The sequence below is a fragment of the Roseibium album genome, from assembly GCF_001404515.1.
Classification (GTDB): domain Bacteria; phylum Pseudomonadota; class Alphaproteobacteria; order Rhizobiales; family Stappiaceae; genus Roseibium; species Roseibium album.
Window position 1 is genome coordinate 226,605 of the sequence record NZ_CXWE01000002.1, and the last position, 17,537, is coordinate 244,141.

Consider the following 17,537-nt stretch of genomic DNA (forward strand, 5'->3'; position numbering starts at 1 on the left):
TAACGTCTTTTATTAAATTAATCTATTAGTTTATTTGGAAAATAGTCAATTAGTATTCATAAATTACGATGAATTTCGAAATATTATTTGCAAAATTACACGGTAGCAGCCTTTTTGAATTGGGAAATTTCACTACTCTTACCCATTTTATGATCAATGTTGTTTTCATTCAGAAAATTTTGCATTGCAGCAAAAACCTGCCGGTAGGCGCCGTTGAACCCATCGAAGCTGGATTGATCCCAAAAGTCGCTCAACCGGAACACTTTGTCTGAAAAAACGTCGAAGCTGGGTATCTTGAACGTATCTGCAAACTCGCGGGTTCGACTGTCATAAGTGAAATAGATCGACGGAATGCCGTTCGCCAGCGCCATGAGGTTACCGTGTAATCTGTAACCGAGCACCAGGTCGCATGCGCTTACTGCTGCGTCGTAGTCGGCAACCACGTCTGAATAGAAAAGACGTGTGCGGTAGAGCCGCTCGACGTCTTCATCCATGTACCATTGCGAGACCCATGAATTGTCCTTCAAGGACGATATGGCCTCCTCTTTTTGGTCCGGTGTTCCGAGAACGAGCTTCTTTTCCTCGATCTCGCCCTGGGCAAACAGAGTGGTCTCGAACCTTCCCGCGAACGACTTGATCAGGTTTCGATGAAAAGTGAGATATTGTCTGATGTCCCTGGCATAGGCAGGTGAAACCTCTCGCCGAATCGTGAGACCGATCTTTCTCACCTCATCAACTTTGGGAAGCGAAATCTTCAACTCGGGGTCATTCTTGCGAAACGCCGTGGGGCAACCGATGATCCTCGCGTTGCGAATTCCAAGATCCGAGAGAACCTGCGCCGTGTAAGCTCCCCTGACACCGACACTTTCTGTGGAATCTGAAATCAGCCTCAACACGTTTTTGGTGGATTCCGACAGTTCGATCCTGCCGTCAACCGGCGCTTGCGCACCGATACCGAAAGCCAGAACCGGCAATCCAAGACGTTTTAGAACCGCCTCGGCACACTCCCAGTCCATCTCGCTGTGAATGTAGTTTGAGCCGCGCAGCACGACATAGTCGAATTCCTCACGAAGCCGGTCGACATCTTCTTCTCGGAATTCGCTGATCGTCAGCGTCCGTAACTTGGTGAAATTCAGCAGCTTCAGCGTTGAATCGAAAACAAAGGCATCACCAATATTGTGGTAGTGATTTATGCTCCTTTGAACATCCTGATACCTGTACCAGCGCACACTGTCGTGATTGTAAACTTCACCCGACGGGATCATGACCAATACGCGAGGCATCTCTGTTCCTTTTATTATTTTCACGCGCTTTGCCGCAGCTCACCGGGGAGCGCAGGTCCCGCGGAAAACCGGCTTCCAATGGCTGAGCGATAGGACGCCAGGTGTTCCCGGGCACTGGACCGGTAGTCCTTCGGCTCCTTGATACCCGCTCGCAGCGTGTTCCAAAGATCTTTGTTTTCAAGAGTTTCCGACATACGATCCGACAGGTCTTCCGGACTGCCTGCCAGAAAATGCAATCCGTCGACGCCGTTACGCACCTTTTCCGCCATCCCTCCGATACCACTGCAGATCAGTGGCCGGCCGTGAAAAAAGGCTTCCTGGATGATGACCGGCGAATTCTCCCACCAGACAGAAGGCATCAGGACCCAATCAACCTGGCGCATGAGGGCCGGCATATCCTTGTTCTGGTATGGACCGGCAAACCGGACCCGATTGCCGGTCCTTTCGATGAGATCGGCAATTTTCGCCCGGAAATCTTCGGGTTGCCGCTCGAGGTTGCCACCAAAAATCGTCAAGGAAGCATCGTCGCCCCAGACGTCCTCCGGAATACGCTGCACGGCATCAAGCAACACATCGACACCCTTGTAGGGGGTCATCTGTCCGAAGAAGGCGAAGCGCGAGCGACGATCCCCATCATTTTTCAGCCGTCGCGGCTCCGCTTTTTCTCTGACGTTCAAACCGTTTTCGATAACCGAAATCTTGTCTCCGGGAAGCCCCCATTGCTGATATCTCTCGGCAAGAAACCTGCTCGGCGTTATGAAGCGGTCAGCCAGACCCAGCATCGATTGAACGAATTGCTTCCGACGCAGGAATGTCCCGGGTTCAATGTCCGGAAAACAGTTGTGGCACGCGATCGGCGAAGCCGTCCGGCACAGCGCATGCGTCCCGGTTTTGACCATCTGGCCATGGTTGTGACAAATCGGCAGAAACTCGTGAAGAGTGACGAAGATTGTACTGTCCGGCAATGCGTCGCGAACGACGTGAAGCGCTTCCAGCCCCAACCCGATAAAATGGTGAAAATGGACAATGTCGGGTTTGAGAGACCCAACAAAGCGGCGCAGGTCAGACTGCAGATCTGATGTGTTGCGATTGGAAATCAGGAACGGGTCATATTCGTCGGCATGAAAGAGCAGTTCATCTTCCGCGTCAGCAACACCCATAAGGGCGGACCTGCCATGCCTTGGATATCCGTCTCCTACACGCGCAAGAAAAAAAGACTGTGAACCGGAAACCGCCTTCAATCCCTGATGCAGATTGTAGGACGCAACTTCGGCACCGCCGAGCGAAAGTTCGGGATGTCCGTGTGATATGACCAGCACGCGCACGGTTTCGCTTTCCGGCTTGTCGTCCGATGTCGCTGCCGTCTCCATCACGATGTCTCCTTCAGCCCGGCAAACGACGTTGTCCAGGTGCGCTCAAACTGGCTTCGGTCGTGCTGGCCGACAATCTTGTTCCAGAGGCGTTCACTGCCACGTCCGTCTTCCGGGTGAACCATTTCCACTTGAGGCACCCAGTAGGACTTCAAACCCCAACGCCTCAGCTTCAGCGTCGCGTCCATACCTTTTTCATCCGTACCGAGATAGCTGCGCGCAAAGCCGCCGGATTCCGGCAACGCCGACTTCGGCAACACACAGCAATCGAAGGTCGATGCGACCACTTCGCAGCTTTCCGCCCCAAGAAGGGTTCGCCGCGGATACCCGACATAATGCTGCTTCAGGACATGGCTGCCACCTTCCTTGTCGATCCAGGTTCCTGCCCAGCGGATCGTATCGTCCTCATAAAGGATTGTCGGTGTCACGAGACAGCTGCCTTCTCGTTCCTGGTAAGCAGATACCAACGGTTCCAGCCAGCCGGGCACCAAGGGTACAACGCTGGAATTGAGGCAAACAACCATATCGGAAGGCGCCGTTTCCATCCCGGCCTGGAGGGCGTCGAGTTTGTCCTCAACGTTTCGGGCTGCAACAGTTCGCACCGCCATTCCATACAGCGTCGCGATCCGTTTTATTTCCTGGAGCTGTTCACTCAGCACGGAGGAAGAAGCCGACAACACGATCGGAGTTCCGCGCAGGAACGGATCGAGTGCCAGAATAGGGAGGAGTGTTCTGATCTTTTCGACCGCACCGTCCAGACCCACCACAATGGATCTGGATGCCGTTTCGGGAACGGCACCAATATCCAGAAAATCGGCGACCGAGGGTTCGGGCGAAACGGCGGTGCCCAGAATGGGCAAAAACTGGCGTTCGATAATGTCTGTCTCGGAAGCAACCGCAGGATCAAGCCCGGCGACAAGCCGGCGCAGCGCAGACCGCAGCGTTGTCTGCCCGAGAGCAAGCGGCGCATAGGCAGACCGACCATCCTTCAGAATGATCTCCAGATACGGCTTCTCCTTCAGGCAGGTATCCAATTCCCCGACACACACCAGGAACCCATGACGATTTTGCCCGCCGGCCCCGCGCAGGAACGGTGAAAGATCTTCGAAGGCCTTGGTAACATCCGGACGGTTCAAAGACGTCCATGTCTCGTCGAGCCGCGCAAACGTGTTTCCGGCGCGAAGATGAACCGCATCCACATGGTCCTCGGGATTAAGCAACCAGCCGCACAGAATGACCTCTCCCGTGTTTGTCGCAGCACAAAAATCAATACCGACACGGACCGGCACATCCAGTTCGCTGACGGTCTCCCGACCATCAAACCGTTGAGCTGCTGTTTCAAGCCTGCTTCTTCCATCCCCGGCAACGCCGAGCCTGGGAAGGAGAGCCCGGATTTGCCCCGGAAGGGCACGCGCAGTTGAGATTGTGCGCTTGTCGTGGACGTCAACTTTGTTCCAGCCGGAACGTCCACGAAAAAACAGATTGCGTATCGATGATGTGGCCAGCGGCTCACCCGGATCGAGAATGCCTGAAAAACCTGCCGCCTTGCCTCCCGTGTCCTTTCTCTCGAACAGGCAACAGCTGAAATCCGCCACGTTGAGGGACCCGTCGAAAACGAAGACGCGGTTGTTTCCGGCAGGCAATTCCTTCGACCAGCCCTGGACGTAGATATCGCCTTCGTCAAACTGGCCGATCATTTCGACAAACCCGTCCCGACGGGCAACATGTCCAACGAGTTTGGCAGCCAGTTGCTGACTTTTCGCTTCGGTTTTTCCCGAGAAAAGAACATCGATCAGCTTGTCGACGACACTCGTTTCGGATTGCGGGGCAGCATCGGTAACAAGCTTCGCAAAAGTGTCGAATTCGACCGGGCCATATTTGACCGTGTAGGGATGAGCATGTCCCTTGGCACGAAATGTCACGCGTTCCAGTTTGGAAGGCGCCGCAGAATGCAGGAACAGGATCGCGAGAAACGGCGCCGATTTCTGGGTGTTGCCGGACAACATCACCATTGTGGCCTGTGCCGTGTCACTTGGGTCGTCATTCAACACAGCCGGAAGGTTCGGCGCGAAATTTTCGCCTACCCCCGCAACGATTACCGTATCGTGATCCAACACAGTGTAAACAACGCTTCGGCCGTCAAGAGGAAGAACGGGTACCGGCTGACCGGAGGCTCCCGGAGCGATACCCCTTTGTTCCAGGTTCGTGCCGGTCAGTTTCTGTGCTCCTTCGAGTGTGACGACCTGTTCCATTGCTCTAGCTCCACAATCCGCCTGCAGCGGCAAACACCATGCCGCCGACGAAGCCGAGTAATATTGCGAGCAAAAGCAGATGCACCTTGAGACCGTTCCGGTTTCTGTCACCGAGCGCGATCAAGCGGTCGTCAAAGCTCTTGAGAGTCGTATCGAAACGCAGCAGAAACACCTCGAGTTCCTTGACGCGCTGCGCAAGATCGCCCTGACCGTTCTTGAGAATGGCCATTGCCTCGCCAAGCTCTCCTTCTTTCGAGGCAAGTGTGTCGATCCTCTGGGTTGTCTTCTTCAGCAATTCGGTCGCGTCCCGCTGGCCGATTGCGCTCTTTCCCTGAATGGAGATCACCCGGTCCAGTTTTTTCATCACCAGCGACAATGGCAGCGCGATTGCTGCCTCCGCCGCGCGTTCTTCCACGCTCGGACGCGGCAGCGTCGACTGCGTTCCGTCTCGTGGCGATTCAGCGACAATGGACAGTCCCTCAGGGGCCGACGCCGCAGCCTGGGGCAGTTCAAGATCAAAGGCGTAGGCCCCGTCACCGATCCCGTTGCGTTGCAGGTCGATACGCTGTGCATCCGCGGTCTTGCTCATGAGACGTTCGCCGTCATGAAGCACATGGATCGTCATCCGGTCTGCAGGGTTCGCTGCATCCCAGGCCCAACCGAGCAGGCGGCCCTGCTCATACGCATCCACCCGCCCCTGGATCTTCGGAGCGCTGTTCTGGTCTGCTTCTGCCTGCGCAGTTTTGTCTTCCAACTTTGCTGCGGTCATGATCGTCTCGCTAGGCTGCCGGGTCACTCACTCTCCGGTGCTGGTCAATGAACAACTCAAGATACTGTTTCGCCACCGTCGCCACATCGGGTGGCCGTCGTGTGTTTTCTGCAAGGTTGCGGTAAAGGCCCGGATCGTCTGCGGCAGCCTTCATCACGGCGGCCAGGCTGATCGGGTCATTTCGACGGATATGCAGGCCATCTGTGCCGTCCCGGACGGCCTCGGCCATGCCGCCAACTCCAGTGACGATCACCGGCCGTTCATGCTGCTGTGCCTCGGCAATGACAAGCGGCGCATTCTCCCACCAGACCGATGGCACGACCACCCAGTCGACAGGACCAATAAGGTCTGGAACATCGTGAGGTTTGTATGGACCAAGCCTCACGACATGAGGCGCGGTCGCCTTGAACAGGGTCTCGATCCTTTCGATAAACTCGGTGCTCTGAAACGGGGCCCCGCCGTGCACGCGCAATTCGAATTCGACTTCGCGCTCGATCAGGACCTGCGCAGCCTGCAGCAGAACCTCAATGCCTTTCCAGGGCGTCAGATTTCCGAAAAAGCCGAACACTCGCTTGGGAACGTCGCTCGACGCGCGGCCCGGCACCGGTTCCACGTCCGGCCTGCCGTTGCGAATGATACCGATCTTGTCCGCAGGCAGACCCCAGCGGACATAAACATCCCGCAGGAATGCACTGGGTGCAACAAACTGGTCCACCGCACCCAGATGGGTCTTGATGAAACGCTCGCGCAATCGCATGTCGTTGGGCTTCGCAGCCTCCAGGCACTTGCACAAGCCACCTGGTCCCAAAGCTGCGCAGGGTTCATCGGGGCTCTGCATCAGGACCCCGTCATTGGCACAGATCGCATAGTAGTCGTGAAGCGTCATGACGATACGAACGTCTGGCAGGACGCGCCGGATCAGAACCGGTAACTCAACGCCGAAAAGCAGCAGATGGTGAATGTGGATGACGTCAGGCCGGTAGCTTTCCAGAAGCGCTGTCATGTCTGGAACAAAGGCACGCAGATCCACCTGGCTCATGTTGAACCGGTCGAAGTGCCCCGCCCACATCAGGAGTTCGTCGCCGCTGTCGCTGATCGCCTGAAAACTGGTTCCGGGATGCGGCTCCCGATGCAATTGATTGGTTGCACCGACAAAAAGGGCCTCGTGCCCCGCTTCCCGGTAAGCCTTCGATAACTCGAGTGCAACGGTCTCGGTTCCACCGGGATGAAGTTCGGGATGATTGTGGGCAAAGACCAGAATTTTCATCAACGCCGGCCCCGCGATGTTTTCACCGCGACGAACATGTCCTGGTAGTGTTGGCTTCCGGTCTGTCCGCGCCAGTGACCGAGTTTCTTCAACGCGATTTCAAAACCGGCCGCGTTCAGGGCCCTGTCCAGAAAACCGTCATCAAATGCCACTGCTGCCAGCGGGGCTTGCGCGTTGCCGTACCAGGCGGGACCCGCGCCTGCGCGCTGGAACCGGATTCTGGGAGTGAGTTTTTCTGAGCCGGGCTGCGTGTCGGTATTCATGATGAATGCCGACAGGAACAGCCGCCCGCCCTTGTCCAGCAGCCGGGACACTTCGTGAAAATAGGGCTCGATTTCAGTTGGCGGCAAATGGGTTACGACGGAGGTCATGATTGCGTAGTCAAAGGACCCGTTGGCGAACGGCAACTTGATTTCCGCGCCTTTTATGTAGCCGTCCGGATTGTAGAGATCGTTTGCAATATCAAGGTGCATGAACCGGAAGTTCGGATAGATGGACCCGATCTGCCGCGTGCACCATTGAATGCCGGGAGATGCGGGATCGATACCGGTGTAATGCCCTCTGTCATGATCGAGATATTGGGTCAGAGGCACCGCCATGCGCCCGATCCCGCAGCCGATATCCAATACTCGTTCGTGCTCGTTCAATCCGCCGAGTTCGACAAAATATCCAAGAAATTCAGTACCGATTGCCAAAAAATCTCCGTCACCGACGAAGTTCTCCTCGCTCGGCGGCACCGGCAGATACCGGTTGCGCTGAATGGTCTTTTGAAGAAGCGCCAACCGGTCGCCCGCGATGGCGGCGGGTTTTAGTCTCACGGTGTCTTCGATCATGACGGGAGAGTTCATCAGATTGCCATCCCGTCCCGAGCACCAATCGAGGACATCACATCCATTATTTCCTGTTCCCACCTGAATTGCTGAAGCCAGCGATTGTATTGAGAAGCAACACCGCGCGTGTAATCCCCATTTTTGCTTATGGAAACGCGCTCAAAATGATAAAGCTCAACATCGCCAAGGTAATAAATCTTTTTATTACTACTTCTCAATTTCAAACAAAGATCACTGTCTTCATAGTCACCAATGATGAAGTCGGTCGTATATCCTCCCGCCTCCTCGAAATCGGAGCGTGACAGAACGAGACAGGCGCCCGTTACCCCTGGGACCTCGCGCGAGGTGCTGGCTTGCGGGAAGTGACGCGGAAACCCCTTGAAATAGTGATGATTGAACCAGCGGCCTTTTTCATCCTGAATGAATTTGAGACCGGCATGCTGAATGGCATTGTCGGCATAGAGCAGTTTGGCCCCCGCCGCACCGACCTGTTCATCCATCATCAGACAGGCACACAGCTGCTCCAGCCAGCCGCTGTCCAGAGGCACCACATCAGAGTTGACCATCGCCAGGTATCGGCCGTTGGCCTTTGAAGCGCCGGCGTTGCAGGCAAGCGCGTATCCGCCGTTCTGTTCCATCACGATCATCCGGATCGGCAAACCATAAAGAAGGTGAAAACCGATGAGCAGGTCTTCGACATGCGTCGCCTGCTCCGGGGAATCGAGCACAAAGATGATTTCTGCATTTTCAGCAAGCCATCTGTCCGCCGCGAATGCGGCGAGTTGCGGCTTCATGAATTCGTAGATCTTGTAAAGCGGGATCACGATGGAAACGACAGGATTTTGTGTCTGCGTTCCGATCAGAATCTCGGTTGGACCACCGACCTGCTTGCGAAAGTTATCCTGCAGGTCTGCAAGAGGTTGTGCCAGGCATCCGGAGATCAGCGCATCTGTCGCATGCCGGGGCGGAATAATGGAAAGAGCGTTTGCGCGGCTTTCTGCGGCATCGCTTGGTTGCGGCGGAGGTACAAGCGAGGTCCGTTCTCCGGACGCGAGTCGAAGCTCCAGACGTGGCTGGATGTGGTGCCTCAGCGCGCCTCCGGTCTGCGCGAATGCAACGAACTTCTTGATCGGGTATCCACCCTGCGTTTCCGGCAGAACGCCGTCAAACGCATGCAGCTCAAGGGGAACCGGTTCCGTTTCGACCGTTAGAACATCCAGGCCCTCGATCGATTTGCCTGGATCCCGCATCCAGCCCCCGACCAGAACACCGCTGTCAACGGATATCGCCGTTTCGACAGCACAAAAGGCCGCGGTTTCGCCAAGCGCACCATACCGCCGTGCCGGCATGGGTTCAGCAAGTTGCAGATCACGTACGGCTGCCCTTGCCGTCGGCGTTCTTCCGCCCAGTCTGGTAATGAGATAGTCGCGCACTTCGGGAAGTTTGCGCGCGTTGGAAGCCCACCATGTTCCGAGCGAGCGCGCCGCGCCCTCCGCTTCCAGCCGCCGGATCGCAAGTCCCCATGGACCGGACAACACCAGATGGCTCCTGGCAGGTGGCTGCGCCAAATCAACAGTGCCCAGGAACAGCCGGTTCCGGCCGTTGTTGTAGGACTCATTGAAAATGTCGCCATCAAGCCGCTTGACACCGGCGTCACCAATCAGGATAGCCGACGAGATTTCTGCGCATTCACTATTGAGAAATGTTTCCAGAAGGTACGTCCCGCTCACCGAAGCAACACAGTCGGCAACACTCGGCGCATCATTGACTGATTGGAGCAACTTGGTGGCGAAGCCGACGAAACTGCGTGATCTCGCCAACTTGAACATGCCTGCCCAGGTGTTCAGGATCGTTGTGACAAGCGACGCGCAGGCGTTCTGTGTCAGGCCATTCGTCAGGGCGAACGGGTCCACAGCACTTACGGACTGACTGAAGTCCGCCGTGAGTTCCGCTCCGGATCCGATGGTTCCTGCCGTCAGTTTCAAATTCAGCCTGGATTTGTCTTTCGGAGCAAGCGCCCAGATTATTCTCGACCGTCCATCCAGCAACGCCAGACGAACACTCGCCATTGCGGAAAACTGGGCGCTCCCGAGTTCTTCCAGCCGCGGCGCTGCGTTGACTGCATGTGGAGGATCCCAGGCAACAAGATAAACATCGGGCGTCAGCTGCAGAAACTGCGGCGCATCAAAGGGTGATTCCGCATATGTGCCGAGAGTTTCGAGCATGTTTAAACTTCATTACGCGAGAACAAATGCCGGGCACACAGAGGCGCCCGGGCAGAAAGGCACTGCCCCGAACACCCGGCAAGCCGGGCGCCCGGGGACAGTATGTTATGTCACGACAATGAAGCCTTCCGGATTGTCCTTCAGGTCATCTGTATCGATGTTGTTGAGCGTGACGGTGTCGCCGTTGCCCAGATCGATGACCGTGTTGTTGCCGACCTGTGTTGCGCGATCCGCAACGTCGGCAGCCGAACCAATTCCGGTGCTGTTGATGTTTGCGGAGATCTGAACCAGATCACCCACCTGGAAGTCCATGATAATGTCGTTGCCGCCACCACCACTGAAAACGAAAACATCGTGGTTTCCGCCACCGAACATCACATCATTACCGGCACCGCCGTCAATGATGTCGGTTCCTTCGCCGCCGAGGATGATGTCGCCACCATCTCCGCCTTCGATATAGTCGGACCCCGAACCGCCAAAGATGATGTCGCTGTGATCTCCGCCAAGAATAACGTCGTCGCCACCCTGCCCGAAAATCTTGTCAGCTCCGTCACCGCCAACGATGAGGTCACCGCCCTTGCCGCCGAACAAAAAGTCATCGCCTTCGTTGCCGACGATGACATCCGACGCGCCCAGACCGAAAATGAAATCCTGGGCATTTGTGCCCGATAGGAAATCCTCGAAAGCACTGCCTTCTATTGTGGCCATAGCTTACTCCTGAAGTTAACGTCACTCAAACAACGCCCCGGAAACCGTGGCACCCCGCGCCGCACAAACCCCGTTTTCTTGCGATGCAAAAGTTACAATACACATTTATCTTTCAATTCAAAGTGATGAATAGTGAAAAAAATAAGGCAATATTTTGTTTATTGAGTATTTTATATAATATTACTCGAATGATGTTTTTAAATTACCAGACTATTGTGCATTTTTTACATATAAATTCGAATTAATATCAGCTAAACCCGACTTGCAACCAAATATTGAAAATCTCAATTTTATCAATTAATTCTGATAGTTACAATAAAAACAATGAAATCCTGCCGAATCCGGAACGCTCGCTCTGATAGAATGTACGATTGTAATTCTTGAGTAGAAATAAGCGCGTGCCGGTTTTTATACCGCAGTGCACAAATAGCATGCAGCGCGCTGCATGCTATTTTTATATTGATGGATATGCCGGATATGCGATCGGAAAAGGTCAATCTTCCCGGAAGGCGCGATTGAAACTTTCCGTAAGTGGCTCAAGCAGATATTCCATCGCTTTTCTCGCCCTGCGAACAATAAGCACCTCCGCAGGCATGCCCGGATAAAGCGCGACCACAGGGTTGTTTGCCAACTCCTGCGGACTGACTTCCGCCCTGACGACATAAAATGCGGCCTGCGTCTGCTGGTCGATGCTCTGGTCGGCGGCGACGTAGGTCACTTCTCCATCGAGAGCACGTACATTTCGCCTGTCATAGGCGGTCAGCCTGATGCGCGCCTCAGATCCTACCCGGACGTGATCGATATCCTTGAGGTTCATCCGGACTTCAACAAGCATCTTTTCGTCCTGCGGGACAATATCCATGATCGCCTTGCCCGGCTCGACCACGCCACCGGGTGTCCGTTTCTCGATATCGTAGACGATCCCCCCCTGCGGTGCGTAGACCACAAGCCGGTCGAGTACGTCCTTGGCAGAAATGATTTGTTCGTTGGTAATGTTCAGCTCCAGCTGTGCCTGGAGTATCTCGCTTGCAATTTCGCTCTGAAGTTCCTGCTCGGCTTGCAGCAAGGCAACTTCCGCCCCCTGCTTCGCCTTTTCCGACTTGGCCTTTTCCGCCGCCAGTTCGCCGCCGTTGCCGATCAGTTCACTCAACTCCAGTTGGACCTCACTCAGCATGGCCTTTGATGCGAACCCTTTCTTCGCAAGGCCGCTCAGGGCATCCACCCGCTCTGCCATCAGGGACTGACGGTGCGTATTCGATTTGATCTGCGCTTCGGCGGCTTCTATCAGCGCTGCGAATTGCTCGATTTCCTTTTGCTGGAATGCCACCTTGCCTTCGTAGACCTTGCGGCGCTTTTCGAAAAAGCGCTCCTCGGCGATCATCACATCCGACACGGTTTGTGCATCGCTGCTCAAAAGCTCGGCCGGCATTTCGATCTCGCCCTTGAGGTCGCGCTCGGCGCGCAGCCGCGCCAGCGTTGCCAACAGGCTGATCCTCTTGCCGCGCAACTGCGCGAGATCCGCTCGCGCCCGCGTATCATCGAGTTCCACAAGAGGCTGCCCTGATTTCACGAAGTCGCCTTCCTGCACGAGCAGCCTGCGCAGAATCCCGCCTTCCAGATGCGTAATCGTCTTTCGCTTGCTGTCGACAACCACCTTTCCGGTCGCCACGGCGGCACTGTCAAGATCTGCGGTCAATCCCCATAGCAGAAATCCGCCAAATCCAATCCCGACCGCAAGGAAGGCCGCGATGAGCGGACCACGCAGGCTCGAGGTCTTGTTGTGTTCAGGGGGTTCCGGTTGCTGCCAGAATGGCTTGACCGCAAGGTCCGGCAGCTTTGCCGGAACTTTGGTTTCGCTGTCCGCGCGCGACGTCATGCCACTTCTCCACTTGCAGGCAGGGCACGATCTGCGCTCGGCGCAGGCAATCGCCTGGTAATATTGCTAACGACTTCGGTTCTTTCACCGAACTGGCCGATCCGCCCGTCTTCCAGGACCAGGATCTTGTCAGTCGCCTCCATGATCGCCGGGCGGTGCGCGATCACGATCACGATTGCTCCGTTTTTCTTGGCGCTGGAGATCGCCCTGAGCAGGGCAACCTCACCTTCGGTATCGAGATTTGCGTTGGGCTCATCCAGAACAAGCAGCCTCGGACGTCCGAACAGGGCCCGTGCGAGCGCGACACGCTGTTTCTGCCCTCCAGAAAGGGTGTACTTGTTGTCGCCGACCGGTGTGTCATAACCAAGCGGCATGCGGCCGATCATCTCGTGAACGCCAGCCGAGCGGGCGGCGTCGATCACCATTTGCGGATCTGCATCATACATGCGCGAGATGTTTTCACGGACGGTTCCGTCGAGAAGCGAAACCGATTGCGGCAGATACCCGACCATGGCCCCGAAGGAAGCCCGTTCCCAAAGATAGACATTATGCCCATCGAGGAACACGCCGCCCGTTGTCGGCTGCAGAGCTCCGACCAGCAGCCGGGCAAGGGTGGATTTCCCTGCCGCCGAGGGTCCGACGATGCCTAGAACGTCACCTGGATCCAGGGTGAACGAAATGCCCTTGATGACCGGAAGCGGAGTGTTCGGCGCGACGAACACCAGCCGGTCGACCTTGAGCGGGCCTTCACTCGGCGGCGTTGGAATGGACTGTCGGATGGAGGAATGGTTCTCCAGAACCTCGCGCACCCGTCCCCACGCCGTGAAGGCAAAGACCCACTGCCGCCAGTTTTCGGTCATGTTGTCGAACGGCAGCAGCAATCGTCCGGTGATGATGCTCGCGGCAATCATTGTTCCGGCCGTCACCTCCCCCTGGATAACAAGGTCGGCGCCAAGAGCAAGCACGGCGATCTGCATGCCGAATCGCAAACTGCGCGTAAGCGCGTGGATGGCCTTTCCCCGTCGGCTACCATGCGCCATCAGCTCGCTGGCATTCACCTGATTTTTCCGCCAGCGCCGCGCAAGCGCAGGCATCAGCCCCATCGCCTCGATCGTCTCCGCATGGCGCAAAGTGGACGCCATGGTCGCGACATTTTCGACATTTGCGGTATTGGCTTCTTTCAGAAGCGAACGCGTCGCCATGTCGGAGATGATGTTGAGGCCGATGAGAACAAAAGCCGAAATAACCGCCAGGAGACCATAAAGCGGGTGAAGTATAAAAAGCACCGCAAGGAAGATCGGCACCCAGAGGGCTTCCAGGGGGGCACTGATCGCGTTGCTGGTAATGAATGAGCGCAGGTCATTCAGATCCCGGAGCACTTCCGAAGCCAGACTCCCCCCTTTTTCCAGAGATGACTTCACGCCTGCTTCGATCGCGCTGTGATTGAGCCTGCGCACGAACTCCGTGCCCATGACCTGAAAAATCTGACTGCGAATGAACTCCAGAATACCGTAAAGAGCGAGCGAACCGGCCGCGATTACGACAAGCATTCCCAGCGTGTCCAGGCTCTGACTGTTCAAAACACGGTCGTGAACCTGGAGCATAAACAGCGGTGCGGTCAGCTGCAAAAGCGTGATGAACCCGCTCAAGATGGCTGCCGCGATCAGACCAGTTGCAAAGGTCTTGCGAGCTTCCCGAACCAGCCGGGACGGGTCTTTTGCGGCCGCTTCCACCTGCTCAGCCATGCATCATTCTCCAACTATTCAACTCAAAGACGAATTCGCAGGTGCGAAAAAAATTAGTAATTGCCTAGAAAACGACACATCTTTTCCCTATAAATGGCGAAGGTTTGTAGACTAAATTGAATGAAGTTTGGGATTTAATTGTGGCATGCGATTGATTCCCATGCAAAAGATAAAATTATAAATAAAAAACGAAAGCCTCGCGAAGACAAGGAGCAACTTGGTAATGAATTTATTTCGAATTTAGTTCGAAATTTGGTGGGAGTTAGGGGCATATGCACAAAATCTTCACTGATGCACCACAACAAATAAATGGTCGAATCGACATCCCTAAACCAAAGGTGGAAAGCAATACGTATGATGTAGCGGAAACCGGCACACGTGCCGATTTGAATCCCTACGCTCACGCAAACCATTTCGAACTCGTGCGTGTGATAGAAAGAATGTACCGGCGATATCTCGACCGGTTGCGGGTTGATCTGATCAGGATCGGTGCCGATGACATCTCGCCGTCGCACGCCATGCTTCTGTTTACGATCGGGGACGACGATCTGTCTGTGCGCGATCTGATGGATCGTGGTCACTATCTGGGATCCAATGCTTCCTACAGCCTGAAACAGCTCGTTCAGTCCGGATATGTCGACCGAACGGCATCGGCAAGAGACAGACGCTCAGCCCGGATCAGGCTGACCGAGAAAGGCAAGCTCCTTTGCAAGGCGATCAAGGCTGCTGACGAAGTCAATCAGGCCCAGATTGTCCGCAATGAACGCGACCGGATGGCCCTGGAAGAAACCTTTGCGCTGCTGCGAAAGCTTGAAGTGATCTGGGCAACGGATCTCCAGCAGGGGAACGGCCGTCTCATGGGGAACGGTTTCTGACCAGAGTCTCTGTCCATGCATATTGTTTTCGTGCACCGGCGCGGTCCCGGGCAATTCGTTCATATTGCCCGCCGCCTCATTCTGGACGGGTGGACTGTTACCCTGGTGTGCGAAAGCGTTGACAGGCCCGTCCCGGGACTTCGGGTGCTTCGCTATGCAAATGGCGCAGCAGCCGACTCCGGGCGAGCCGTACAAGGTGACGTGGCGGTTCCCTATGTGGAAGCCGGACGACGGGTCGCCGATATCCTCCAGCGGCTCGCCCGGCACGGCCGCCCCCCCGATATCGTCATGGGTCATATCGCCTGGGGCGGCATGATGTTTGTAAAGGATGCACTTCCCGACACGGCAATGGTCGGGTTTTGCGAATACTACTTCCAGCCGAAAGGCGGCGACGTCGGTTTTGCCCCTTCCGAGGAGATGGACATTGCAAGGCGGCAGACACTGCGCCTGCGCAATGCCGTACAACTTTCCACACTCGATCAGATGGATTGCGGCGTCAGCCCGACTCAATGGCAAAGAAGCCGCTATCCGAGCGCCTATCAACGGAAAATCGTCGCGCAACACGAAGGCATCGACCTGTCACGGGCGCGACCTGATCCACTGGCCACATTCCGTCTGCCGGACGGGACACTCCTCAGTTCAGGCGACCCGGTTGTCACATTCGCCGCGCGCGATCTTGAACCATACAGGGGTTTTCCGCAGTTCATGCGAGCTGCTGCCATCGTCGGCAAACGAAATCCTCAAGCAAGGTTCGTGGTTGCCGGTGGTGATGGAGTCAGCTACGGCAGCGGACCCGAAGGCAATTCCAACTGGCGGAAGCTCCTTCTGGAAGAAACCGGACTTCCTCCGGAGCGGATCCACTTTCTTGGACAGATACCGCATCGGGATCTGCTGCGCCTGTTTCAGGTATCAGCAGCTCATGTCTACTTGACCTACCCGTTCGTGTTGTCCTGGTCGTTTCTCGAAGCCATGGCCTGCGGGGCCCCCATTATCGCTTCCGACACCCCTCCCGTCCGAGAAGTTGTCACAGACGGTGTCAACGGCCGGCTCGTGGATTTCTGGAAGATCGAAGAGTTTGCAGAAAGAATTGAAGAGGCACTCTGGAAACCTGACCTGTTCCACGCGATGCGCACGGAAGCAAGAAAAACCGTAGCGTCCCGATATGAGCTCAATGAATGCTGTGTGAAAACACAGCGCCTGCTGTCACGGGTGCTTGGATCGCGTGCGCAATCGCCTCACGCCCAATCGCGGGACAGGGAGATCCCGGGTCCCGACAGGAAAGAAGAAGTTTCATAGTTCCCGGTTCGATCGCTCACAACGCAGATTGAAGGTCGACATTCATGTTCTTTGCGGCGACATGCTCGCGCAGGTGTACCTTGAATGCCCGCATGAGTTCGCTCTCATTCCGACCCGAGAAAGTTATCATGCAGATCACCTGCACCGAGTTGGGCAGATCGACCGGTGCGATTGCCATGCCATCACTGTTGTCGGAACAGATGGCATAGCGAGGCAGAACGGTCAGCAGATCGGTATTGCGAAGAACCTCGATGATCGCGTCCGCCGATCCGCTCTGAAAGGCCAGATGCAAATGCCGCAATCCCAGGAGTTTCAGCGCTGTCTCCATGTCGTAGCGCAAGACGCTGCTGTCGGAGTGGCCTATCCACGTAACGGCAGACAAGTCCTCTGCAGTGAGTTGTCGCTTGCCAAATAGCGGATGTCCGGCGCGGCCGACGATCACGTTGGTGTCTTCGAACAACGGCTCCAGAATGAAATCCGCGTTGCTGTGATCGACATATTTCGATGGTGCGACAATCACATCGATCACATTTTGAAGCAGCCTTTCCTGCAGACCCGAATAATAATCAGGCACAAGTTCGATATGCGCTGCCGACTGCTCAGACACGAATTTCGCCACCGCTTCCGAAACCAGTCTCCGGCAGAGAAAAGGCGGTACACCCACCTTCAGGAACCCACCCCGCCCCTGCGCTGCAAGCTGTACGCATTCCATCGCTCTGCGCTGTGCGGATTTCACGGCCTTGCCCTGGTTGGCGAGTTCAAGACAAAGACGCGTTGCTTTGAGAGGCTTGCTGTCCCTGTCAAACAGCGTCATGCCCGAGCGCGCTTCGAGCGACTTGATCATGCGGCTCAGGGCCGGCTGGGACGTCCCGATTTTGTCCGCTGCTTCCTGCAGTGTCTCCGAATCGACGATGACGGCAAGCTGTTCAAGGTGTCGTGGGTCAATAAACATATCAGATTCACATAATATCGTACCAAAATAACATTAGACGGATATGTTTTTTTCGTCAAACATCTAAGCAGGGGTAGAATATCGATAAA

Annotated in this window: 13 protein-coding genes; 2 read left to right on the top strand and 11 right to left on the bottom strand. The window is 55.6% G+C overall.

What is annotated here, in order from left to right:
• Window positions 1-95: 95 nt before the first annotated feature.
• From LA5095_RS06300 to LA5095_RS06345, 10 genes are all read right to left on the bottom strand, one after another.
• On the bottom strand, window positions 96-1,283 hold the full coding sequence (locus LA5095_RS06300) for a polysaccharide pyruvyl transferase family protein (RefSeq protein ID WP_055113142.1): 1,188 nt from the start codon (window positions 1,281-1,283) through the stop codon (window positions 96-98).
• Between the two features lie 20 nt (window positions 1,284-1,303).
• Entirely contained in the window at window positions 1,304-2,653 is a 1,350-nt protein-coding gene (locus tag LA5095_RS06305; protein WP_055113144.1) for a glycosyltransferase family 4 protein, read from the bottom strand.
• Entirely contained in the window at window positions 2,653-4,905 is a 2,253-nt protein-coding gene (locus LA5095_RS06310) for a hypothetical protein (protein WP_055113146.1), read from the bottom strand. Before LA5095_RS06310 ends, LA5095_RS06305 begins: the two co-directional genes overlap by 1 nt.
• A gap of 4 nt (window positions 4,906-4,909) precedes the next feature.
• Entirely contained in the window at window positions 4,910-5,674 is a 765-nt protein-coding gene (locus LA5095_RS06315) for a hypothetical protein (RefSeq protein ID WP_144435932.1), read from the bottom strand.
• A gap of 10 nt (window positions 5,675-5,684) precedes the next feature.
• Entirely contained in the window at window positions 5,685-6,941 is a 1,257-nt protein-coding gene (locus LA5095_RS06320) for a glycosyltransferase family 4 protein (protein WP_055113150.1), read from the bottom strand.
• Complete coding sequence (locus tag LA5095_RS06325; protein ID WP_144435931.1) at window positions 6,941-7,789, bottom strand: class I SAM-dependent methyltransferase; 849 nt, start codon at window positions 7,787-7,789, stop codon at window positions 6,941-6,943. The genes LA5095_RS06320 and LA5095_RS06325 overlap by 1 nt, the downstream gene beginning before the upstream one ends.
• Window positions 7,789-9,996: a glycosyltransferase family 2 protein gene (locus LA5095_RS06330; protein WP_055113152.1), complete on the bottom strand. Its 2,208-nt coding sequence runs from the start codon at window positions 9,994-9,996 to the stop codon at window positions 7,789-7,791. Before LA5095_RS06330 ends, LA5095_RS06325 begins: the two co-directional genes overlap by 1 nt.
• Window positions 9,997-10,101: 105 nt before the next feature.
• Complete coding sequence (locus LA5095_RS06335) at window positions 10,102-10,704, bottom strand: calcium-binding protein (protein WP_055113154.1); 603 nt, start codon at window positions 10,702-10,704, stop codon at window positions 10,102-10,104.
• Window positions 10,705-11,197: 493 nt separating this feature from the next.
• Window positions 11,198-12,580: an HlyD family type I secretion periplasmic adaptor subunit gene (locus LA5095_RS06340; RefSeq protein ID WP_082442625.1), complete on the bottom strand. Its 1,383-nt coding sequence runs from the start codon at window positions 12,578-12,580 to the stop codon at window positions 11,198-11,200.
• Complete coding sequence (locus LA5095_RS06345; RefSeq protein ID WP_055113156.1) at window positions 12,577-14,325, bottom strand: type I secretion system permease/ATPase; 1,749 nt, start codon at window positions 14,323-14,325, stop codon at window positions 12,577-12,579. The genes LA5095_RS06340 and LA5095_RS06345 overlap by 4 nt, the downstream gene beginning before the upstream one ends.
• A 338-nt stretch (window positions 14,326-14,663) precedes the next feature.
• Between LA5095_RS06345 and LA5095_RS06350 the strand changes: the two genes are divergently transcribed.
• On the top strand, window positions 14,664-15,200 hold the full coding sequence (locus LA5095_RS06350; protein ID WP_055114209.1) for a MarR family transcriptional regulator: 537 nt from the start codon (window positions 14,664-14,666) through the stop codon (window positions 15,198-15,200).
• 15 nt (window positions 15,201-15,215) lie between these two features.
• The gene (locus tag LA5095_RS06355; protein WP_082442627.1) at window positions 15,216-16,496 is read left to right on the top strand and encodes a glycosyltransferase; all 1,281 of its coding nucleotides are present in this window, start codon (window positions 15,216-15,218) and stop codon (window positions 16,494-16,496) included.
• A 16-nt stretch (window positions 16,497-16,512) separates the two neighbouring features.
• Here the strand turns inward: LA5095_RS06355 and LA5095_RS06360 are convergent, their stop codons facing one another.
• Complete coding sequence (locus LA5095_RS06360) at window positions 16,513-17,448, bottom strand: LysR family transcriptional regulator (RefSeq protein WP_055113158.1); 936 nt, start codon at window positions 17,446-17,448, stop codon at window positions 16,513-16,515.
• Between the last annotated feature and the right edge of the window lie 89 nt (window positions 17,449-17,537).